The organism is Xanthomonas sp. NCPPB 3569 (assembly GCF_041475645.2).
Classification (GTDB): Bacteria; Pseudomonadota; Gammaproteobacteria; order Xanthomonadales; family Xanthomonadaceae; genus Xanthomonas; species Xanthomonas phaseoli.
Genome location: NZ_CM192969.1, coordinates 1,496,656 through 1,519,400, shown reverse-complemented (window position 1 = coordinate 1,519,400; position 22,745 = coordinate 1,496,656). Strand labels below are relative to the sequence as shown.

Below are 22,745 nucleotides of genomic sequence, written 5' to 3'. Positions count from 1 at the left end.
CTAAAGCCTTCGATGCCATAGGAGTGATGCATGCGCGATTCCTTTTCCACTCGCACCTCACTTGAGGTCCACGGCAAGCACTACGCGTACTACAGCCTGCCGAAGCTGGGCGAGCGCTTCGATATCGGCCACCTGCCCTATTCGATGAAGATCCTGCTGGAGAACCTGCTCCGTCATGAAGACGGTGGCGTGACCGTCGGCAAGGACCACATCGAAGCAGTCGCCAAGTGGGACCCCACTGCCGAGCCCGATACCGAAATCGCCTTCATGCCCGCACGCGTGGTGCTGCAGGATTTCACCGGCGTGCCCTGCGTGGTGGACCTGGCCGCAATGCGCGATGCGGTAGTCAAGCTCGGCGGCAACGCCGACCAGATCAACCCGCAGATTCCCTCCGAACTGGTCATCGACCACTCCGTGCAGGTCGATGTCTTCGGCAAGCCGGACGCGCTCGACCTCAACGGCAAGATCGAATTCCAGCGCAACCAGGAACGCTACGGCTTCCTGCGCTGGGGTCAGAAGGCGTTCGAGAACTTCAAGGTGGTGCCGCCCAACACCGGCATCGTCCATCAGGTCAATCTGGAAAATCTTGCCAGCGTGGTGATGAGCGCGGACAAGGACGGCACGCTGGTCGCCTACCCCGACACCGTGTTCGGCACCGACAGCCACACCACCATGATCAATGGCATCGGCGTGCTGGGCTGGGGCGTGGGCGGCATCGAGGCCGAGGCCGCGATGCTGGGCCAGCCTTCCTCGATGCTGATTCCGCAGGTGGTCGGCTTCAAGCTCACCGGCAAGCTGCCCGAGGGCGCCACTGCCACCGACCTGGTGCTGACGGTCACCCAGATGCTGCGCAAGGCCGGCGTGGTGGGCAAGTTCGTCGAGTTCTATGGCGACGGCCTGCAACACCTGCCGCTGGCCGACCGCGCCACCATCGGCAACATGGCACCGGAATACGGCGCCACCTGCGGCATCTTCCCGGTCGACGAAGAATCGCTGACCTACCTGCGCCTGTCCGGCCGCAGCGAGGAGCAGATTGCGTTGGTCGAGGCCTATGCCAAGGCGCAGGGCCTGTGGCACGACGCCGCCACCCCACCCGCCCGGTACAGCGCGACGCTGGAACTGGACATGGGCCAGGTCAAGCCGTCGCTGGCCGGCCCCAAGCGCCCGCAGGACCGGGTGCTGCTGGAAGACATGCAGTCCAACTACCGCGAAAGCCTCAAGCCGTTTGCCGACGCGCGCAGCAAGAAGCTGGCCGATCTCAAGCAGGAAGACCGCCTCAAGAACGAAGGCGGCGGCGGCACGGCCGTCGGTGCGAAGGCGTCGCAGGCAGAAAGCGCCAACGCCAGCGGTGCCGGTTGGCAGCTGCGCGATGGCTCGGTGGTCATCGCCGCGATCACCTCATGCACCAACACCTCCAATCCGGCAGTGATGCTGGGCGCCGGCCTGCTTGCGCGCAACGCGGCGGCCAAGGGGCTGAAGGCGCAGCCGTGGGTCAAGACCTCGCTCGGGCCGGGCTCGCGCGTGGTCACCGACTATCTCGAAAAGGCGGGCGTGCTCACCGACCTGGAAAAGCTCGGGTTCTACGTGGTCGGCTACGGCTGCACCACCTGCATCGGCAACTCCGGCCCGCTGCCGGACGACGTGTCTGCGGCCATCGCCAAGGATGATCTGGTGGTGACCTCGGTGTTGTCGGGCAACCGTAACTTCGAAGGCCGCGTGCACCCCGAGGTCAAGATGAACTATCTGGCCTCGCCGCCGCTGGTGGTGGCCTATGCCATCGCCGGCACCACCGACATCGACCTGACCACCGAGCCGCTGGGCACCGGCAGCGACGGGCAACCGGTCTACCTGCGCGACATCTGGCCGAGCAACAAGGAAATCGGCGACACCATCGCCGCCACCGTCGGCCCGGAAATGTTCAAGCAGAACTATGCCGACGTGTTCAAGGGCGACACGCGCTGGAACACCATCGCCTCGCCCGATGGCGCGCTTTACGCGTGGGACGAAGCGTCGACCTACATCAAGAACCCGCCCTACTTCGACGGCATGACCATGCAGGTCGGCAACGTGGACGATGTGCACGGTGCACGCATCATGGGCCTGTTCGGCGACTCGATCACCACCGACCACATCTCGCCGGCCGGCAACATCAAGAAGGATTCGCCGGCAGGCCGCTTCCTCCAGGAACGCGGCGTGCAGCCGGCCGACTTCAACAGCTATGGCAGCCGCCGCGGCAACGACGATGTGATGGTGCGCGGCACCTTCGCCAACATCCGCATCAAGAACCTGATGTTCGGCGGCGAAGAAGGCGGCAACACGCTGTACTACCCAGCCGGCGGCGGCCAGCCCGAAAAGCTGGCCATCTACGATGCCGCAATGAAGTACAAGGCCGACGGCGTGCCGCTGGTGGTGCTGGCCGGCAAGGAGTACGGCACCGGCTCCTCGCGCGACTGGGCGGCCAAGGGCACCAACCTGCTTGGGGTCAAGGCCGTGATCGCCGAGAGCTTCGAGCGCATCCACCGCTCCAACCTGGTGGGCATGGGCGTGCTGCCGCTGCAGTTCCTGGAAAACGAGAACGCGCAGAGCCTCGGCCTGGATGGCTCGGAAGTGCTGGACATCACCGGCCTGCAGGACGGTGCCAGCCGGCGTGCCACCGTCAATGCGAAAAAGTCCGATGGCAGCGTCAAGCAGTTCCAGGTCAAGGTGCTGCTGCTCACACCCAAGGAAGTGGAGTACTTCAAGCACGGCGGCCTGCTGCAGTATGTGCTGCGGCAGTTGGCGGCCCGCAAGGCGGCCTGACCGCAGCGCGCATCGCGCTGCAATGATGCAACCCACTCCCGACGCTCGGCGGGAGTGGCGTTTCCGGCCTCTTGCACAACGGCGATTACGCTGTAGCGAACAAAGGGCGCGTGCATCCCGACGTCGAACGGCATTACCTGGCCTTCCCGCCGTTGGTGGCGAGCATGCCATCTCCGGCACCATGGACATCGATCCCACCACCAAGATGGGTGGCGGAAACGAAGGCGGCAACACGCCGTATTACCCAGCCAACGGCGGCCAGCCGGATGCGCCACCCGCTACCTCAGCGCCACGCACCGCCATCACCGGGCGGCCCCCGCTTCGGCCAAACGCCTGACGCCCCCCATCCATGCACTGGCGCCATGCGTCCGGCCGTATCAAGCGCCCAGCCGCATCCAACCGCATCGGCGCGGTCAACGCGCTGCCGGCACCCATTGCGCGTGATACAGCTGCCAGTCGCTGCCCTGCAATCGCCAACCGGTGGTGACCTGATAGGTCTGCGCCTGATCGGGCACCCAATGCCCGTTGCCGCCGGTCAACAACGCGGTAAAGCGCACAGTGGCCGTATCGCCGCGCAGTGCCACATCGACCGGCCCCATGGTCACGCCGACCTGTTGGTTGCCCAACATCTGCACTTGCATCAAGCGCCGTAATCCGGCGGCGTCCAGCCCGTTTTCACCTACAAAATCCTCGGCCACCGGCGCCATTGCATCGCCGATCTGGCGCGCTTCGATTGCCTGATGCATCTGCTCCAGCGTGGCGCGCAGACGTTGCTCGGGCGCAGCACGTGTGCACCCGAGCAAGACCAGCATGCAAAACCCCACCCACACCACGCGCCACGGCACTTGAATGATGCTCTGCATCACGCTTCGCCTTTTCCATGCATGACGGTATGCTGCCAGCTGTTGTAACGCCGTGGAACACACTGCGGCGCGTCGAGAACACCCTGGAGGGGGGCAGATGAATCAGGCACGTCCTTGGTTGCAAAGTTATCCGGCCGGCGTTGCCGCCGAAATCGATCTTGAGCAGTTCCGCACGGTGGCCGAGGTGTTTGCCACCTCCGTGAAACGCTTCGCCGACCGGCCTGCGTACCACAGCTTCGGCAAGACCATCACCTATCGCGAGGCGGATCAGCTGGTCGAGCAATTCGCAGCCTACCTGCTTGGCGAGTTGCAGTTGAAGAAAGGCGACCGCGTCGCCTTGATGATGCCCAACTGCCTGCAATACCCCATCGCGACCTTCGGCGTGCTGCGTGCCGGCCTGACCGTGGTCAACGTCAATCCGCTGTACACCCCGCGCGAACTCAAGCATCAGTTGATCGACTCCGGCGCCAGCGTGCTGGTGGTCATCGACAACTTCGGCACCACCGTGCAGCAGGTCATCGCCGACACGCCGGTCAAGCAAGTCATCGCCACTGGCCTGGGCGACATGCTGGGGTTCCCGAAGGCGGCGCTGCTCAACTTCGTGGTCAAGTACGTCAAGAAGCTGGTGCCCGATTACCGCATCAACGGTGCGATTCGCTTCCGCGAGGCGCTGGCGCTGGGCCGCAAGCACCGCGTTCCGACGCTGCAGATCGAACCCGACGACATCGCCTTCCTGCAGTACACCGGCGGCACCACCGGCGTGGCCAAGGGCGCCATGCTGACCCACCGCAATCTGGTCGCCAACATGCAGCAGGCGCACCAGTGGCTGGCGGGCACCGGCAAGCTGGAGGAAGGCCATGAAGTGGTGATCACCGCGCTGCCGCTGTACCACATCTTCGCATTGACCGCGAACGGCCTGGTCTTCATGAAGATCGGCGGCTGCAATCACCTGATCAGCAACCCGCGCGACATGCCGGGCTTCGTCAAGGAGCTGAAAAAGACCCGCTTCACCGCGTTCACCGGCGTCAACACGCTGTTCAACGGGCTGCTCAACACGCCCGGATTCGATCAGGTGGATTTCTCCTCGCTCAAGATGACCCTTGGCGGCGGCATGGCCGTCCAGCGCTCGGTCGCCGAGCGCTGGAAGAAAGTCACCGGCCTGACCTTGGTCGAGGCCTACGGCCTGACCGAAACCTCGCCGGCCGCATGCATCAACCCGATGGACCTGAAGGACTACAACGGTTCGATCGGCCTGCCGATTCCGTCCACCGATGCCTGCATCAAGGACGACGCCGGCGCGGAACTGCCCCTGGGCGAGATCGGCGAGCTGTGCATCAGGGGCCCGCAGGTCATGAAGGGCTACTGGAAGAAATCCGATGAAACCGCCAAGGTCATGGACGCCGAAGGCTGGCTGCATACCGGCGACATCGCGCGCATGGACGCACAGGGCTTCGTCTACATCGTCGATCGCAAGAAGGACATGATCCTGGTGTCCGGCTTCAACGTGTACCCCAACGAGATCGAGGACGTGATTGCCGAGATGCCCGGCGTGCTGGAAGTGGCGGCCGTCGGCGTGCCGGACGACAAGTCCGGCGAGATCGTCAAGGCGGTCATCGTGAAGAAGGACCCGGCCCTGACGGCCGAGGATGTGAAGGCGCATTGCCGCGCCAACCTCACCGGCTACAAGCAGCCGCGCGTGATCGAATTCCGCAAGGAGTTGCCCAAGACCAACGTCGGCAAGATCCTGCGCCGTGAGCTACGGGACGCGCCGAAGACGTAATACCGCTTATGCCGCAGCCCGAAGGCGTTCAGCCTTCTTCGACGCCCGCATTGCCGCAAGGCCTTGCGGGCGTTCGCTTTTGCACGCATAGAATCCGGTGTCGGCGCACGCTCACGCGTTCAACCTCATCTCCGTCCGAAAGGCGGCCGGCCGGACGGTCATCACGGAGAACCACCATGTCTGCAGTTCAACCCTTCATTCGCACCAACATCGGCTCGACCCTACGCATCATCGAAGAACCGCAGCGTGACGTGTACTGGATCCATATGCATGCCGACCTGGCCACCAACCCGGGGCGTGCCTGCTTTTCGACGCGCCTGGTCGACGACATCACCGGCTACCAGACCAACCTGGGTCAACGCCTGAACAACGCCGGCGTGCTGGCCCCGCACGTGGTGCTGGCATCCGACAGCGACGTGTTCAACCTGGGCGGCGACCTGGCGTTGTTCTGCCAACTCATTCGCGAAGGCGACCGTGCTCGACTGCTTGAATACGCCCAACGCTGTGTACGCGGCGTGCACGCGTTCCATGTCGGCCTCGGCGCACGCGCGCACAGCATCGCCCTGGTGCAGGGCAATGCGCTCGGCGGCGGATTCGAAGCGGCGTTGAGCTGCCACACCATCGTCGCCGAGGAAGGGGTGATGATGGGATTGCCCGAAGTGCTGTTCGACCTGTTCCCGGGGATGGGCGCCTACTCTTTCATGTGCCAGCGCGTCAGTGCGCAACTGGCGCAAAAAATCATGCTCGAAGGCAATCTGTACTCCGCCGAGGAATTGCTCGGCATGGGCCTGGTCGATCGCGTGGTGCCGCGCGGCCAGGGCGTGGCGGCCGTCGAACAAGTGATCCGCGAAAGCAAGCGCACGCCGCACGCCTGGGCGGCAATGCAGCAAGTGCGCGAAATGACCACGGCGGTACCGCTGGAGGAAATGATGCGCATCACCGAGATCTGGGTCGATACGGCGATGCAGTTGGGCGAAAAGTCGTTGCGCACCATGGACCGCCTGGTTCGCGCGCAATCGCGCCGCTCAGGGCTTGACGCCGGCTGATGGGTCGGCGGGCTATTCGCTACTCCGGGGGGAGCGCTCGTCGTCGTTGGCGCCTTGTACGCGCGCGGCGAGTGCGTCCTTTCCGGTTTGCAATTGATCGCGCAACGCCGACAGCCGCTGTCGCCATTCGGCCTGCAACTGCCAATCGGCCATGCGCATCAGCTCACCGCCGCTGCCAGCCAGCTGCGCCAGCCCCAGATTGCTGGCAACCCCGCGCAATGCGTGGGCGCTTTCGCGCAGTTGTTCCCAATCCGAGCGCGTGCCATCGCGCTCGATCGCGCTCACGCAGTTGTGCGCATCATCCAGACACTGCCGGACGAACTGACGTTCGAATTCTTCGCCCATGCCCAACGCAGCGAGTTCGTCCAGCACGCTGGCATCGAGCACGCCCTCGAAACTGGTCGATGCCTGCACCACCGTCGCCGGCGTTGCCAACGCACGGGTGCTGACCGCGAGTTCGGCCAGCGTATCGAGCAGCTTGGCAGCCACGACGGGCTTGGCCAGGAACGCGCGTGCGCCAGCTTGTTCGCAGGCGCGGATCGCGTCTGGCGTGACGTCGGCACTGAGCACCACCACCGGGGTGTAGCGCATGCCGCTGGCCTGCATCACGCGCAACTGCTTGAGCATGTCCAGACCGCTCATGCCCGGCATATGCAAATCCACGATCACCGCATCGAAATCCTCGTCGGCCATCGCGTCCAGCACCTGCTCGGCGCCGTTGACGCACATCACCTTATGCCCCGCCTTTTCCAGCAATCGCTGCAACACCATGCGATTGGCTTCATGGTCGTCGGCCACCAGCATGCGCATGCTGCGCACGCGCGCGCGGTGACGCAGGAACGGGTTGGAAAAGGCGATGACGTTGGAGGCTTCCAGCTCGTCGGGAGCCTCCAGCAGCGCCCCGACCGGCGAGCGAGCCGGCGCCGCGGCCTCCAATACGCCGATCTCCAGCGGTAGCTCGAACCAGAACACGCTGCCGCCGGCTGGATTGGGCGCAAAGCCAATCGCGCCACCCATGGCCTCGACCAGGCCCTTGGCGATCGTGGTACCCAGGCCGGTGCCCTCATAACGGCGCGACAAGCCCACATCCGCCTGCTCGAACGCCTCGAACAGGCGCGGACGCATGTCCATCGGCACGCCGATGCCGCTGTCCTCGACCTCGAAACGCAGGCGCATCGTGTCGGCACCATTGCCGGAGACCCGCGCGACCCGCAGCAGTACATGCCCGTGCTCGGTGAACTTGACCGCATTGCCCAACAGGTTGAGCAACACCTGGCGCAGATGGCCGGTGTCGCCCTTGAGCAGGTCCGGTACGTCGGTGGCGACCTCGGTGCCGTAATCCAGACCGCGCGTCTTGGCCTGCGGCTGCAGAATCATGTTGACCGAGCCGATCATCTCGCGCAGCGAGAAATCGCGGCGATCGATGCGGATCTTGCCCGCCTCGATCGCCGAAATATCGAGCACCTCTTCCACCAGCGACAGCAGGCTGCGCGCCGAGGCCTGGATGGTATTCAGGCATTCCTTCTGCTCTGCATCCAGGCGCGTGGTGGCCAGCACTTCGGTCATGCCCGACAACCCATTCAACGGGGTGCGGAATTCGTGACTCATATTGGCCAGGAAGCGGCTCTTGGCCTGGTTGGCATGCCGGGCCTCGCGTACCGCGCGCGTCATCGCACGCAACAACGAGTCGAAGTACAGCGGCACGGCGATCAAACCCAGCAACAAGCCCCAGCTGAGATAGGGGTTGGCCTTCCAGTAAGGCGAAATCAGAATGGCACTGAGAAAACTCAGGCTGGCCATCGCGGTGGCGGCACGCAGATAGGCACTGCCGTAGCGCAAGCCATTGCCGATGGTCACCCACATGCAGACCGCATACAGCGGCGAAGCCGGTTCGCCCTGGATTGCCATGATTGCGCCGGTGCAGGTGTAGTCGAGCACCATGCCGATCAGGCGCCGCGTGTGCGACACGTGCGGCCGCAGCAGGATCGCCACCATCAGTCCCAGCGACACCACCAGCTCGCCCACCAGGATCAACCAGGTGGCCATCAACGTGTCGCCATGGGTGTGGTGGTAGCGCCACCCCAGGTAGGAAATGAACAGCGTGGTGGTGATGATGCGGATCAGGTTCTGCGCGTGTTCCGAATCCGCCCGCCCCGAAAGACGCCGCTTCAACCATGGCAATGGAGACTTCATAAACGCCTCAGACCTGCGGTCGCTTCGATGGGGATGAAAGTGGGCCGCGCGGTACTGCAGCATCGGCGCCAGGGGCTTATGCGGCGATACGCGCAGCGGCATCGGCACTGTCTCGCATCAGCCGCAGCAACGACAGGGGAATGACCACCAGCGCCGCCAGCAGGGCGATCCCGAGCTCGATCCGCTGTTGCCAGTACGGACTGTTGGCAAGCGTCGCCCCGAAACTGAGCACGGCCATGGCCACCGCCGTGTGCAGTGCATGCCTGCCAAAGCGCAGACCATTGCCGATTGTGACCCACATCACCACGACGTAGAGGCAGGCCATCGGCGCGGCGAACCAGGTCATCGCCAGACTGAGCAGGCCGTAGTCCGACAGCATGCCGAGCGTCCGGCGCTGGTGCGAGGGCCGCGGCCTTGCAACGATCCACGCAAACAGCAGCAATGCCCCAGCGTGCCCGATCGCGATCAGGCGCAGCAATCGCTGCAGATGGCCATCGCCCAGTTGCCACTGCGGGGCGCAGACCAGCGTGTAACCCAGGATCAGCCAGAGCATCACGATGCGCACCAACGCCTGACCGTGCTCGCTGTCGGGGCGCCGTGCGAGTCGCCGACGCAGCTGGGCAAGCACGGCCCTCATCTCACACCCCGGGCCGCGCCGATGCGGTGGAGAACTCGCCGCAGATCTGCTCCAACTGCGCACGGCCGCGCAACAGCGCGTCCACGCAGCGCGGGTCGAACAGGCGGCCACGTTGGGCATACAGATAGGCCAGCGCGGCGTCCATGGTCCAGGCCTCCTTGTACGGGCGCGGCGACAGCAAGGCGTCAAACACGTCCGCCACTGCGACGATGCGCGCTTCCAGCGGAATCGCTTCGCCGACCAGGCCATCCGGATAGCCGGTGCCGTCATAACGTTCGTGGTGACGCAGCGCAATCAACGCGCCGACTTGGATGAAACGGTTCTGGCTGCCGCTGAGCAGCTCATAGCCGATGCGCGGATGGCGCCGCATCACGCTCATTTCGTCATCGGTGAGCTTGCCGGGCTTGAGCAGCACCGAATCGGGAATGGCGATCTTGCCCATGTCGTGCAGCGGTGCGGCCATCTCGATGATGCGCACCTCCTCTTCCGACAGCCCCAGTTGCTCGGCGATCAGGCCGGCCACGTGCGACATGCGCTCCAGGAACGCGCTGGTGCCCGAATCGCGATATTCGATCGCGCGCGCAAGCCGCGACAAGGTTTCGCGCTCGCGCTCTTCGACCTCGTTCATGCTGGCCAGCAGGCGCTGCTCCAGCGACAACGCGCGTTGCTTGACGCTTTCGCTCTGCTGGCGCAGCTGCAGCAGGTTGGAGCAGCGCGCCCGCAACTCGCGCGGACGGATCGGCTTGACCAGGAAGTCGATCACGCCGGCTTCCAGCGCCGCCTGACGGATCGGTTCGTCGCCGACGATGGTGATCAGGATGATCGGAATATCGCGGTGGCTGGGCAGCCGGCGCAGCCGACGTGCGAATTCCAGGCCGTCCATGCCCGGCATGCGGTAGTCCAGCAGCAATAGGTCCACGCGCCCGGCTTCGCACCAGGCCAGGGCGTCGAGCGGATCGCCGAAGTCGTAGACCTTGAGCTCCGGCGCAATGTCCTCGATGACATGGCGCAGCATCGTCCGCGCGGACATCTGGTCATCGACAATGACGATGTTCAATCCCAGATCCGCCTTTTCCGCCCAGCTTCCCCATGTATCCGTCGACAATGCGCCGCCCGGACCCCCTAAAACATCCTGCATAGCCGTTGCTCCTCTATCTCGAGAACGGAAAAGCGATGACGCCGGCCCCTGTGCCGACTCCCCCGAACGATACGCCGTCCGGGGCTCCGCCCTAGCATATGCAGTATCTGTGCCGCCGGCACGCCGCCGACGCAAAAAAAAATCAGGCTTCCGGGCGCATATACGGGAACAGCAGGACATCGCGGATCGAGGTGCTGCCGGTCAGCAGCATCACCAGACGATCGATCCCGATGCCCAGGCCGCCGGTCGGCGCCATGCCGTACTCCAACGCACGGATGTAGTCGGCATCGAAATGCATGGCTTCGTCGTCGCCGCCGTCCTTGGCCTGCACCTGCGCCTGGAAACGCGCGGCCTGGTCCTCGGGATCGTTGAGCTCGGAAAAGCCGTTGGCCAGCTCCTTGCCATTGATGAACAGCTCGAAGCGGTCGGTGTACCCCGGCTCGGTATCGCTGGAACGCGCCAGCGGAGACACTTCGACCGGGTGGTCGGTGATGAAGGTCGGCTGCACCAGGGTGTGTTCCACGGTGGCCTCGAAAATCTCCAGCAGCAGCTTGCCCCAGCCATAGGATGGCTTGACCCGGATCTTGAGGCGCTCGCAATGGCGCAGCAGCGCGGCGCGGTCGGTGCAATCGGCGGCGCTGATCTCCGGGTTGTGGTGGCGAACGGCCTCATCCATGCGCCAGCGCCGGAAAGCCGGCGCCAAATCGATGTCGGCACCATCCCAGCTCACCTGCGTGGTGCCCAGCACCGACTGCGCGGTGTCGCGGATCACCTGCTCGGTCAGGTCCATGATCTGGTGGTACGTGGCATAGGCCTCGTAGAGCTCGAGCATGGTGAACTCGGGGTTGTGCCGGGTCGACACGCCTTCGTTGCGGAAATTGCGGTTGATCTCGTAGACGCGCTCCAACCCGCCCACCACCAGGCGCTTGAGATACAGCTCCGGTGCCACGCGCAGGTACAGGTCCAGGTCCAGCGCATTGTGGTGGGTGGTGAATGGCTTGGCCGTGGCCCCGCCGGGGATGTAATGCATCATCGGCGTTTCCACTTCCAGGAAGCGGCGCGCGTCCAGCCAGGCGCGCATGGCGCGGATGATCTTGGAGCGCTTGATGAAGACCTCGCGCGCTTCCGGGGTCACGATCAGGTCGACATAACGCTGGCGGTAACGCTGCTCAACGTCCGACAGGCCATGCCACTTGTCCGGCAACGGACGCAGCGACTTGGTCAGCAGCCGTAGCGCGCTGGCCTTGACCGACAGCTCGCCGGTCTTGGTGCGGGTGAGCCCGCCCTCCACCGCCACGATGTCGCCCACATCCCAGCCCTTGAAAGCGACATAGGCATCGCCCAGCACATTGCCCTGCAGGAACAGCTGCACGCGCCCGGATTCGTCCTGGATCTGCGCAAAGCTGGCCTTTCCCATGACCCGCTTGGCCATCAGCCGGCCGGCCATCCGGACCGTGCGCCCGCTGGCTTCCAGTGCTTCAGGGGTCCAGGTGTCGGCGTCGGCGAATTCGGCCTGCAGGTCGCCGGCGAAGTGTTCGCGCACGAAGTCGTTCGGGTAGGCGATGCCTTGCCCGCGCAACGCGCCCAGTTTCGCGCGACGCTCGGCGATGAGGCTGTTCTCGTCGGCGGGGATCTGCGGCGCGGGGGTCTGCTCGGTCATGGCGGGGGTCGGTCTGCTGTGGGTCGGGCGGATGCCCGGTGGGGAATGAGGAACCGGCGGTGCCGGCACGCTTATTTACAACGACGATGTGACGAAGGCACGCGGTCACCGGGTTACCCGAAGGCCGCAGTCCATCACCGCGGCTGCGTCACAGGCACTGCAGCGATGCGCCAGGATGCCGTCGCGACGGCGTCCTGGCGCGGCGGTCAGGCATCCAGGCGTTTGGAACCTGCTGCCAGGCCGGCTTTCAGGCTGGCCTCGACGAATTCGTCCAGATCGCCGTCCAGCACCTTCTGCGTATCGCTGCGTTCGATGCCGGTGCGCAGGTCCTTGATGCGGCTCTGGTCGAGCACGTAATTGCGGATCTGGCTGCCCCAGCCGATGTCGGACTTGGTCGCTTCCAGGGCGTCCTTCTCGGCGTTGCGCTTCTGCACTTCCAGCTCGTACAACTTGGCGGCCAGCATCTTCATCGCGTTGTCGCGGTTCTGGTGCTGGCTGCGACCGGTCTGGCAGGCGACCACGGTGTTGGTCGGGATGTGCGTGATACGCACCGCCGATTCGGTCTTGTTGACGTGCTGACCACCGGCACCCGAGGAGCGATACACGTCGGTACGCAGGTCAGCCGGGTTGATGTCGATTTCGATGTTGTCGTCCACCTCCGGCGACACGAACACCGAGGTGAAGCTGGTATGCCGGCGGTTGTCCGAGTCGAACGGCGATTTACGCACCAGCCGGTGCACGCCGATCTCGGTCTTCAGCCAGCCGTAGGCGTATTCGCCCTCGATGCGCACGGTGGCCGACTTGATGCCCGCCACTTCGCCACCGGAAACTTCCATCAGCTCGGTCTTCCAGCCGCGCGACTCGGCCCAGCGCAGGTACATGCGCAGCAGGATTTCGGCCCAGTCCTGCGCCTCGGTGCCGCCGGCGCCTGCCTGGATGTCGACGAACGCGTTGGCGCTGTCCATCTGGCCGGAGAACATGCGCTGGAATTCCAGCTTCTCGACATGCGCCTGGTAGCTGTCCAGATCGGCGATCACCGCCACCGCAGTGTCTTCGTCCTGTTCGCTCTCGGCCAGCTCCAGCAGGTCGCCCGCATCAGCCAGGCCCGATAGCACATCGGCAATGCCGATCACGGTCTTTTCCAGCATCGAACGCTCGCGGCCCAGGGCCTGCGCGCGTTCGGCGTCGTTCCACACATCCGGGCTTTCGAGCTCCCGGCTAACTTCCTCTAGACGCTCTTTCTTGGCGTCGTAGTCAAAGATACCCCCTGAGCGAGAGCACGCGATCGTTCAGATCGGTGATGCGCTGGCGGATCGGATTGGTTTCGATCATGACGGACTTCCGGCAAACAAGCGGGCTAGTTTAGCAAGCGGGCGGCGGCGGCGGAACGCGGTGGAGCCGTGGCCGCGCGTGCTGCAACACCTGCGGCACGCCAGGCGCCAGGCGCCTGGCTGCCACGCGCGACCGCAGGTTCCGCCGATGGCCACCGTTGCGCGTCGATATCGCAGCAGCTGCGACCCGGCGGCGCCTGGGCCAGGGACGAATTTGGGACCAGACGCCGGTGACCAACGGGCACGCAGCAGGGGGTTACGCCACCAGTGCGTCAGGTCTGGGCGCAGCGGCGCCCTGCCCGGCATGGGTACGCAAACCGGCCAGATGGCTGCGACTGCATGGCAACACGCTGGCATCGCGCAGATGCACGCGCGCGTCGCCGGAATCGGACGGCTCGATCGCCTGCACCTGCCCCAGATTGACCAGATAGCTGCGGTGGATGCGCACGAATACGGCCGGATCCAGCTTGGCCTCGATTGCCGCCATGGTGCTGCGCAACGGGTAATCGTGGCCGCGCACATGCAGGTTGACGTAGTTGCCCGAGGCCTGGATCCACTCGATATCGGCGGTCGCGACCAGGAAATCGCGTCCCAGCTTGCGCACCAGAAAACGCTCCGGGCGGTCCAGCGGCTCCACTGGCGGGCCTTCGTCAGGTGCGGCGAGCAGATGTGCCTCGCCCTGACGGCGCCGTGCGTACCAGGCCAGTGTGTGCTGCACCGCCACCAGCAACGCAAAGGTGCGCAGGTCCTTGGACAGCTCATAGACCCACTGCAGCCAGCCGCCGAAATCATAGTGTGCGCCGGCCAGGGCATAGACCAGCATGCGCAGCACCACCATGCCGGCGACATGCAGCAGCCACCAGCCCAGTGCAGCCATCACATACGCCGGCAGGCGTCGCACCCAGACGTCGGCATGCAATGGCCAGCGTGCGCAGAGCCACACCACCGCCGGCAACAGCAGCAGCGCTGCAGTGGCGCTGCTCAGCTCCCAGCTCAGCACCTGCCACACCACGATGGGCTGGCCATCGCGGCGTGCGGCAAGCGAGGCGGTCCAGACGTTGCCCAGCGCACTCAAATAGAACACCAGCGACCAGATCACCACCGCCCAGCGTGTGGCAGCGCGGCCGGCGCTGTCGTGGAGGATTGGCGGGCGCGTCCCGGTCGATTGCATGGCACACGTCCGCAGTTGGCAGCTGCCGATCATAGAGGCCTGCGCTACAAGGCGAAACCGCCATCCCTGCCGGCCCCATTCGTCCCTGGGTGGGCACAACTGGTCACCGCGGGCCGGGCTTTCCGCACCTGACACCACTGCTGGAGCGGGGCCGCGGGCAGGATGCAGCCACTCCTTCACCAGCCACCGACCATGACCGAGCGCCGCCACGATATCGATGCCTTGCGCGTTTTCGCCTTCGCCCTGCTGATCCTCTACCACGTGGGCATGGCCTATGTGGCCGACTGGGGGTTCCACCTCAAGAGCGTGCACACGGCCGAGTGGTTGCAGTGGCCGATGATCGTGCTCAACCGGTGGCGAATGCCGTTGCTGTTCATGATCTCCGGCATTGCGATCGGGTTGTCGCAGCCGCAAGCCGCGCCCTGGCGCTTCGCACTGCGTCGCTGCGGGCGGTTGCTGCCGCCCCTGCTGTTCGGCATGTTCGTGGTGGTGGCGGTGCAGGCCTACTGCCAGGGCGTGAGCAACGGCAAGGTCGCCACCGGCTTTGGCAGCTTCATGCTGCGCTACTGGCAGGTGCGCCCGTGGCCGGCCGGCAGTTTCGATGGCTGGGAACACGGCATCACCTGGAATCACCTGTGGTACCTGGCCTACCTGCTGCCCTACACCGTGGCCTTGATGGCGCTGGTGTCGCTGGCCAAGCTGGTGCGGCTGCCGGCCTTCCCGCCGCTTCCCGCCGCAGTGGTGGTGCCGGCCCTGCTGGTGGTGCCGATCTTGTGGGAAGCGTTCTGCGTGATGTGGGTGATGCCGCGCCATCCGCCGACCCATGCGTTGGTCGGCGACTGGTTCGTGCATGCCGAATCGTTCCCGCTCTTCCTCTTGGGCTACCTGCTGGCACGCAGCAAGCGCTTCTGGCAGTTGGCCGTGCAACTGCGCTGGCTCACCCTGGTCACTGCGGTGCTGGCCATCACCACCGAGTTGGGCATTCGTTTTCTGGGCATGCAGGTGCAGCCGGCGCAGCTGCCGCCGGCACTGGCCGCGCTGCCATGGCAAAACCTGGAACACGTCGCACGCGCGGCCTATACCTGGCTGGCGCTGCTGACCCTGCTGGGCTGGGCCAAGCAGCGTTTGAACCGGCCGTTCCGCTGGCTGCCTTATTGCACGGACGCGGTGTTTCCCTGGTACATCCTGCATCAGAGCCTGATCATCGTGGCGCTGTACTGGGTGATGCCGTTGCAGTTGAACGCCTGGCTGGAACCGGCGCTGGTGATTGCCGCCACGGTGGTCGGCTGCCTGGCGCTGCATGAGTACGTGATTCGGCGCGTGCGCTGGCTGCGGCCGTTGTTCGGCTTGCGTGGACGCACGCAAGCGGTCAACCGCCGGCTCGGTGCTATGGCCGTTGCGTCGTAACAATCTGCGGGACGCACGTCGCTTGCAACGTGCGCTTCATTCGGCGGGCCATCTCAGGACGCGCCATCTGGCGCAATCCAGGTTGCGCGTCGCGGTGCGCTTGGAACCACCACTTGCCCCGCCCTGCTCGCGACGCCGTAATGCTTGCCCCGAGTACTGCTTCGCTTATCAAGTGGCTAGCAGCAGGCTCGCTCGAAACGCGTGGGCCGATGCTTGATCCGCTCTCGAGTTGCCCAGCGATCGCGTTCGGCAGCCACCAGCGTATTTGCATGGGGATAACACCAAGTACGAATGTCACCAACCTGGGCGGCGCCAGGACCGCAGATCAGCCGGTGACTGTCGCCGGCTCGCAATGCTCGACGATCAACTGCACCGCCGTGCCGCCGCGGTAATCGTCGGCCACCAACCGATACGCCAGCCGCACCAGGCGCGCGGGGTCGCTGCCGCGCCAGCCATTGAAGTGGATGGCATTGAGCGGTTCCGCGCGTCCGGGGCACCGCAGGGTCAGCTTGAGGTGGCGTTCCTTGAGCACGCGGTGCTGCAGCACCTCGAACTGACCATCGAACAGCGGCTCGGGAAAGCCCTGCCCCCACGGACCGGCCACGCGCAGCGCTTCGGCATGCAGGTGATCGAGTTCGTGCGCGGCCAGTTCGCCGTCGCTGTGCAATTGGGCATGCAGCAGCGAGGCATCCACCATCGCCGTCACCTGCGCCTGGAAGGCCTGCTCGAACGTGGCCAATGCCGCATGCTCGATACTCAAGCCGGCTGCCATCGCATGGCCGCCGAACTTCTGGATCAATCCGGGATGCCGCGCATCCACCGCCGCCAGCACATCGCGGATATGCAGGCCGGGAATCGAGCGCGCCGAGCCACGCAACTGGCTGCTGCCCGGCTCGGCCGGCGCCAGCGCGATCACCGGACGGTGCAGGCGGTCCTTGAGTTTGGAGGCCACCAGGCCGATCACGCCCGGGTGCCATTCGGCATCGAACAGGCATGCGGCGATCGGCAATGCGCCATCGCCATCCAGCACCACCTTGGCGACAGCGTGCTCGGCATCGTCGGTCATCAACTGCTGCACCGCGCGGCGTTCGGCGTTGATCTCTTCCAACGTGCCGGCGATCTCGCGGGCCTGGCTCCAGTCTTCACTGAGCAACAGTTCGATACCCAGCGCCATGTCCTCGAGCCGACCGGCCGCATTGAGGCGTGGCCCGAGCGCAAAGCCGATATCGCTGGCGCTCAGCCGCGCCACATCGCGCCCGCTGGCATCGATCAAGGCACGCAACCCGATGCAGCCCTTGCCCTCGCGCAGGCGACGCAATCCGGCCGACACCAGCGCACGGTTGTTGGTATCCAGCGGCACCAGATCGGCAACGGTACCGACTGCGACCAGATCCAGCAGCACCGACAGGTCAGGCTCGGCGCGCTCGGCAAAGGCGCCGCGTGCGCGCAACACTTTCCGCAGCGCCAGCAACACATAGAAGATCACCCCGACCCCGGCCAGGGTCTTGCTGGGGAAGGTGTCTTCGGCCAGGTTCGGGTCGACGATCGCATCGGCCGGCGGCAGCGTCTCGCCCGGCAGATGATGGTCGGTGACCAGCACCGTCCAGCCGCGCGCCTTGGCTGCGGCCACGCCGGCGTGACAGGCGATGCCGTGATCGACGGTGACCAGCACATCCGGCTGCAACGCTGCCAGTCCGTCGACCAACGCAGGCGACAAGCCATAGCCATGCACCATGCGATTGGGCACGGCGTGGTGCACATCCAGCGCGCCGAGCATGCGCAAGCCACGCACGCCGACGGCGCAGGCGGTGGCGCCATCGCAGTCGAAATCGCCCACCACCAGGATGCGCCGTTGCTGCGCGATCGCATCGGCCAATAGCTCGGCGGCCACGCCGCTGTTGTGCAGCAATTCCGGCGACAACAACTGGGCCAGTCGCGGCTGCGCGCCTTGCGCATCGGTGACACCACGCGCTGCATAGATGCGGCGCAGCAGCGGCAACATGGTCTCGGGCCAACTGCTGGCCTGCCCGGCGGGGCGCCGGACGATCCGTGGAGGCGACGTCATTGCGCCAGCTGCACCCGCGGCGTGCGCCAGAAACGCCAGCGCTGCGCATGGGTGAGCGCTACGCTCTCGCCGTCCTGGAAGTCCAGCACCAGCCGATCCAGTTCGCCGCGCGCCATTGCCGCCAACAGCGGCGCCACCGCATCGTCGCTGAACTGCTGCAGCGAACGCAGATGACGCAGATCCACCAGCGCATCGACGCGTTGTTCGCCCTGCGCATCGGCGCCTGCCGCCAGCGCCAGCGCCCGCAGCAGCGATTCGCGGCTGCGCACCTGCCGATGCGGCGAACTCACCGCGTGCGGCAGCACGCCGCCGCCCCAGAACCACAGCGAATTGATGGCCGGCTTGCCGCTGGCGACGCGGCCCTCGTTCCACGGATGTTGATGCAGCAGCACCTGCGCTTCGGTCAGCAAGGCCCGCCAGCGGCGCCCGCTGTCGCCGGCCGGCAGGTGCTCGAACAAGTCGTCGCCAATGGCGACATAGGGCGGTGCGAAGTCCGGCAATTTCGCATCTGGCGACAGGCGCAGATACCAACGCGACGGCGTGGGCGCATCCAGCAAAAAGCCGGCATCGCCGAACATCGGCTTGAGGATGGGCAAGAGCACCGCCAGATCGTCGGCGGTGGCACCGAGCGCCTCGCCGTAGCCCATCAACCGCGCACCCTGCATGTCCGGCACCACGTAGGCCGGATCCGCGCGCACCCAGGTGGCGCCGGCGGCATCGCCGGCATCCAGCTGGCGCGTCAACGCGGCCACCGGCCAGTGCGCCGGGGTCAGGCTGAAATGGCGCTGCAATTGCGCCACTTCGCCGGCATCGGCGGTGTGCCCGTCGGCGCGCGCAAGCGCACGCGCCACTGCCGTGTCGCCCAGGATTCCGGGCAGGCGGCGTTTTTCCGGCAGCAGCAGCGTGGCGGTGGTCATCGCGCAGTGATGCCGGTCAGTCCAGGTAGGCGACGCTGACGACTTCGTACTCGCGCTGGCCGGCCGGCGCGTCGATGGTGACCGAATCGCCTTCCAGCTTGCCGATCAACGCACGTGCCAGCGGCGAGGAGATCGCGATCAGGCCCATCTTGATGTCCGCTTCCAGGTCGCCGACGATCTGGTAGCGCTTCTCTTCGTCGGTTTCGGTATCGGCCAGCGTCACCGTGGCGCCGAACACGATCTTGTTACCGGCCGACAACTTGGTGATGTCGATGATTTCGGCATGCGAAAGCTCGCTTTCCAGCTGCTTGATGCGGCCTTCGATAAAGCTCTGCTGCTCGCGCGCAGCGTGGTATTCGGCATTTTCCTTCAGGTCGCCGTGCGCACGCGCTTCGGCGATCGCATTGATCACCTCCGGGCGCTTGACCGACTTCAAATGCTCCAGCTCTTCGCGCAGGCGCTGCGCGCCCTTCGATGTCATGGGTGCTCTCATGCTTCCAGCTCCTTGTGCAGTTCCTGCAGCGACCACACGGGGCCGGTGCCGCGGAATTCCAGCGATTGCACCAGCGCCTTGGCGCCGGCGACAGTGGTCGAATAGGTCACGCGATGCTGCAGCGCTTCGCGGCGGATCGAGAACGAATCCGAAATGGCAGCGCGACCTTCAGTGGTGTTGACGATGTAGACGATCTCACCGTTCTTGATCGAATCGACGATGTGCGGGCGGCCTTCGGCCACCTTGTTGACGATTTCGCAGCTCAGCCCGTTCTGCTGCAGCCAGGCACCGGTACCGCGCGTGGCCACCAGCGTGAAGCCACGCTCCACCAGCGCCTGCGCCACCGGCAAGACGCGCTGCTTGTCCGGGTCGCGCACCGAGACGAAGGCCTTGCCGACCGGCGGCGCCTTGATGCCACCGGCTTCCTGCGCGCGTGCGAACGCGGCGCTGAAGCTGCGGCCCACGCCCATCACCTCACCGGTGGAGCGCATCTCCGGCCCGAGGATCGGGTCCACGCCCTGGAACTTGGCGAACGGGAAGATCGCTTCCTTCACCGAGTAATAGTCCGGCACGATTTCCTTGGTGGCACCCTGCTCGGCCAGCGTCTTGCCGGCCATGCAACGTGCGGCGATCTTGGCCAGCGGCATGCCGATCGCCTTGGACACGAACGGCACCGTGCGCGAGGCACGCGGGTTCACTTCCAACAGGTACACGATGTCGTCGCCCGCTTCGTTGACCTGCACCGCGAACTGGGTGTTCATCAGGCCGACCACGTTCAAGCCTTCGGCCAGCATCACCACCTGGCGACGCAGCTCGGCCTGGGTCTGCGGCGAGAGCGAATATGGCGGCAGCGAGCACGACGAATCGCCCGAGTGCACGCCGGCCTCTTCGATGTGTTCCATCACCCCGCCGATCAGCACGTTGCCGTCCTTGTCGGCAATGATGTCCACGTCCACTTCCACCGCGTTGTCGAGGAAGCGGTCCAGCAGCACCGGCGAATCGTTGGAGACCTTGACCGCATCGCGCACGTAGCGCGCCAGGTCGGATTCGCCGTAGACGATTTCCATAGCACGACCGCCCAGCACGTAGCTCGGGCGCACCACCAGCGGGTAGCCGATTTCGCGCGCCAGCACCAAGGCTTCTTCGGCATTGCGCGCGATGCGGTTCGGCGGCTGCTTCAGGCCGAGCTTGTCGACCAGCTGCTGGAAACGCTCGCGGTCTTCGGCCAGGTCGATCGAGTCTGGCGAGGTGCCGATCACCGGCACGCCATTGGCCTCCAACGCACGTGCCAGCTTCAGCGGAGTCTGCCCGCCGTACTGCACGATCACGCCCTTGGGTTTTTCCAACTCGACGATTTCCAGCACGTCTTCCAGCGTCAGCGGCTCGAAATACAGACGGTCGGACGTGTCGTAGTCGGTGGAGACGGTTTCCGGATTGCAGTTGACCATGATGGTCTCGTACCCGTCATCGCGCAGCGCCAGTGCCGCGTGCACGCAGCAGTAATCGAACTCGATGCCCTGGCCGATGCGGTTGGGGCCACCGCCCAGGATCATGATCTTGTCGCGATCGGTCGGCAGCGCCTCGCATTCGTCCTCGTAGGTCGAATACAGATAGGCCGTGCTGGTGGCAAATTCGGCCGCGCACGAATCCACGCGCTTGTAGACCGGGCGCACCTTCAGCGCGCGGCGCAAGGTGCGCACCGATTCTTCGTTGCTGCCGATCAGCTGCGCCATGCGCGCATCGGAGAAGCCGGCACGCTTGAGCATGCGCAGGCGCGGCGCATCCAGCGCCGCCATGCCGTCGTCGGCCAGCTGCTGTTCGTGGCTGATGATTTCTTCGATCTGGTCCAGGAACCAGGGGTCGATGAACGACAGTGCATACACATCGGCCACCGTCATGCCGGCGCGGAAGGCATCGGCCACGTAGAACAGCCGCTCCGGACCCGGTGCCTTGAGCTCGCGCTTGAGCGTGGCCATGTCGTCTTCGTTGCCCAGGTCCAGGCCGGTCGGGTCCAGGCCGATCTTGCCGGTTTCCAGGCCACGCAGCGCCTTTTGCAGCGATTCGGAGAAGGTGCGGCCCATCGCCATCACTTCGCCGACCGACTTCATCTGCGTGGTCAGGCGCGCATCGGCTTGCGGGAATTTTTCGAAGGCAAAACGCGGAATCTTGGTGACCACGTAGTCGATCGACGGTTCGAACGAGGCCGGGGTCAGGCCACCGGTGATCTCGTTCTTCAATTCGTCCAGCGTGTAGCCCACGGCCAGCTTGGCGGCGACCTTGGCGATCGGGAAGCCGGTGGCCTTGGATGCCAGCGCCGAGGAGCGCGACACGCGCGGGTTCATTTCGATGACGACCACGCGGCCGGTGGTCGGGCTGATGCCGAACTGCACGTTCGAGCCGCCGGTGTCCACGCCGATCTTGCGCAGCACCGCGATCGAGGCATCGCGCAGGCGCTGGTATTCCTTGTCGGTCAAGGTCTGCGCCGGGGCCACGGTGATCGAGTCGCCGGTGTGCACGCCCATCGGATCCAGGTTCTCGATCGAGCAGACGATGATGCAGTTGTCCGCTGTGTCGCGGACCACTTCCATCTCGAATTCCTTCCAGCCCAGCACCGACTCTTCCACCAGCACTTCGGTGGTCGGCGACAGTTCCAGGCCGCGACCGACGATCTCGATCAGCTCTTCGCGGTTGTAGGCAATGCCGCCACCGCTACCGCCCAGGGTGAAGCTGGGACGGATGATGGTCGGGTAACCGACGCGGGTCTGGATCTCCAGCGCTTCTTCCAGCGTGTGCGCGACCGCGGCCTTCGGGCATTCCAGGCCAATCTCGCCCATCGCCACGCGGAACAGCTCGCGGTCTTCGGCCATGCGGATGGCTTCGCGCTTGGCGCCGATCAGCTCGACGTTGTACTTCTCCAGCACCCCGTGGTCGGCCAGGTCCAGCGCGCAGTTCAGCGCGGTCTGCCCGCCCATGGTCGGCAGCAGGGCATCGGGCTGTTCCTTGGCAATGATCTTTTCGACCGTCTGCCAGTTGATCGGCTCGATGTACACGGCATCTGCCATGTTCGGGTCGGTCATGATGGTGGCCGGATTGCTGTTGACCAGCACCACGCGGTAACCCTCGTCGCGCAGCGCCTTGCACGCCTGCGCACCGGAGTAGTCGAACTCGCAGGCCTGGCCGATGACGATCGGGCCGGCGCCGATGATGAGGATGGTCTTAAGGTCGGTGCGCTTTGGCATTGTCTT

Annotated in this window: 14 protein-coding genes and 2 pseudogenes; 5 read left to right on the top strand and 11 right to left on the bottom strand. The window is 65.3% G+C overall.

Translation table 11 applies throughout. The features are described from left to right. Positions 1-30: 30 nt before the first annotated feature. Positions 31-2,799 (top strand): aconitate hydratase AcnA, encoded by a 2,769-nt coding sequence (acnA, locus tag ACCQ03_RS06560; protein ID WP_057677668.1) that lies wholly within the window; start codon positions 31-33, stop codon positions 2,797-2,799. Between the two features lie 181 nt (positions 2,800-2,980). After that, positions 2,981-3,174: pseudogene (locus ACCQ03_RS06555) on the top strand (hypothetical protein); the annotation flags it as partial. A gap of 38 nt (positions 3,175-3,212) precedes the next feature. On the opposite strand, the gene ACCQ03_RS06550 reads toward ACCQ03_RS06555, so the two are convergent. Beyond that, positions 3,213-3,662, bottom strand: coding sequence for a hypothetical protein (locus ACCQ03_RS06550; protein WP_057677667.1), 450 nt, complete (start codon positions 3,660-3,662; stop codon positions 3,213-3,215). A gap of 97 nt (positions 3,663-3,759) precedes the next feature. On the opposite strand from ACCQ03_RS06550, the gene rpfB reads away from it, so the two are divergent. Beyond that, entirely contained in the window at positions 3,760-5,442 is a 1,683-nt protein-coding gene (rpfB, locus tag ACCQ03_RS06545) for a fatty acyl-CoA ligase RpfB (RefSeq protein ID WP_209227383.1), read from the top strand. Positions 5,443-5,618: 176 nt separating this feature from the next. Continuing rightward, positions 5,619-6,488, top strand: coding sequence for a diffusible signal factor synthase RpfF (rpfF, locus tag ACCQ03_RS06540; RefSeq protein WP_057677665.1), 870 nt, complete (start codon positions 5,619-5,621; stop codon positions 6,486-6,488). 12 nt (positions 6,489-6,500) lie between these two features. On the opposite strand, the gene rpfC is transcribed toward rpfF, so the two are convergent. The 6 genes and pseudogenes from rpfC to ACCQ03_RS06510 all read right to left on the bottom strand — a co-directional run bounded on the left by rpfC (position 6,501) and on the right by ACCQ03_RS06510 (position 14,651). Then, positions 6,501-8,681, bottom strand: coding sequence for a sensor histidine kinase RpfC (rpfC, locus tag ACCQ03_RS06535; RefSeq protein WP_209260560.1), 2,181 nt, complete (start codon positions 8,679-8,681; stop codon positions 6,501-6,503). 7 nt (positions 8,682-8,688) lie between these two features. After that, a pseudogene (locus tag ACCQ03_RS06530) lies at positions 8,689-9,309 on the bottom strand (RpfH protein). A 10-nt stretch (positions 9,310-9,319) separates the two neighbouring features. Further along, positions 9,320-10,456, bottom strand: a complete 1,137-nt coding sequence (gene rpfG, locus ACCQ03_RS06525; protein WP_007963604.1) for a cyclic di-GMP phosphodiesterase response regulator RpfG — start codon at positions 10,454-10,456, stop codon at positions 9,320-9,322. Positions 10,457-10,598: 142 nt separating this feature from the next. Further along, on the bottom strand, positions 10,599-12,116 hold the full coding sequence (gene lysS, locus ACCQ03_RS06520; RefSeq protein WP_057677663.1) for a lysine--tRNA ligase: 1,518 nt from the start codon (positions 12,114-12,116) through the stop codon (positions 10,599-10,601). Between the two features lie 206 nt (positions 12,117-12,322). Next, positions 12,323-13,448, bottom strand: a protein-coding gene (gene prfB, locus ACCQ03_RS06515; protein WP_099770689.1) for a peptide chain release factor 2 whose coding sequence is annotated in 2 segments (ribosomal slippage) — positions 12,323-13,372 and positions 13,374-13,448 — 1,125 coding nt in all. Because the reading frame shifts where the segments join, the coding sequence is not laid out codon by codon here. Between the two features lie 255 nt (positions 13,449-13,703). Then, positions 13,704-14,651 carry a LytTR family DNA-binding domain-containing protein gene (locus tag ACCQ03_RS06510; protein ID WP_057677662.1) on the bottom strand — a complete coding sequence of 316 codons (948 nt, stop codon included), beginning with the start codon at positions 14,649-14,651 and terminating at the stop codon, positions 13,704-13,706. Between the two features lie 159 nt (positions 14,652-14,810). Between ACCQ03_RS06510 and ACCQ03_RS06505 the strand changes: the two genes are divergently transcribed. Continuing rightward, positions 14,811-16,025 carry an acyltransferase family protein gene (locus ACCQ03_RS06505; protein WP_057677661.1) on the top strand — a complete coding sequence of 405 codons (1,215 nt, stop codon included), beginning with the start codon at positions 14,811-14,813 and terminating at the stop codon, positions 16,023-16,025. A 325-nt stretch (positions 16,026-16,350) separates the two neighbouring features. Here ACCQ03_RS06505 and recJ read toward each other — a convergent pair whose 3' ends face one another. Genes recJ through carB form a run of 4 tightly spaced genes read right to left on the bottom strand, consistent with a single transcriptional unit; the run spans position 16,351 to position 22,739 of the window. Beyond that, positions 16,351-18,090, bottom strand: coding sequence for a single-stranded-DNA-specific exonuclease RecJ (gene recJ / locus ACCQ03_RS06500; RefSeq protein WP_209227379.1), 1,740 nt, complete (start codon positions 18,088-18,090; stop codon positions 16,351-16,353). Next, complete coding sequence (locus ACCQ03_RS06495) at positions 18,087-19,007, bottom strand: phosphoglycerate mutase (RefSeq protein WP_209227377.1); 921 nt, start codon at positions 19,005-19,007, stop codon at positions 18,087-18,089. Before ACCQ03_RS06495 ends, recJ begins: the two co-directional genes overlap by 4 nt. Positions 19,008-19,023: 16 nt before the next feature. Continuing rightward, positions 19,024-19,488, bottom strand: a complete 465-nt coding sequence (gene greA / locus ACCQ03_RS06490) for a transcription elongation factor GreA (RefSeq protein WP_170922320.1) — start codon at positions 19,486-19,488, stop codon at positions 19,024-19,026. An 8-nt stretch (positions 19,489-19,496) separates the two neighbouring features. Continuing rightward, entirely contained in the window at positions 19,497-22,739 is a 3,243-nt protein-coding gene (gene carB, locus ACCQ03_RS06485) for a carbamoyl-phosphate synthase large subunit (RefSeq protein ID WP_057677658.1), read from the bottom strand. Between the last annotated feature and the right edge of the window lie 6 nt (positions 22,740-22,745).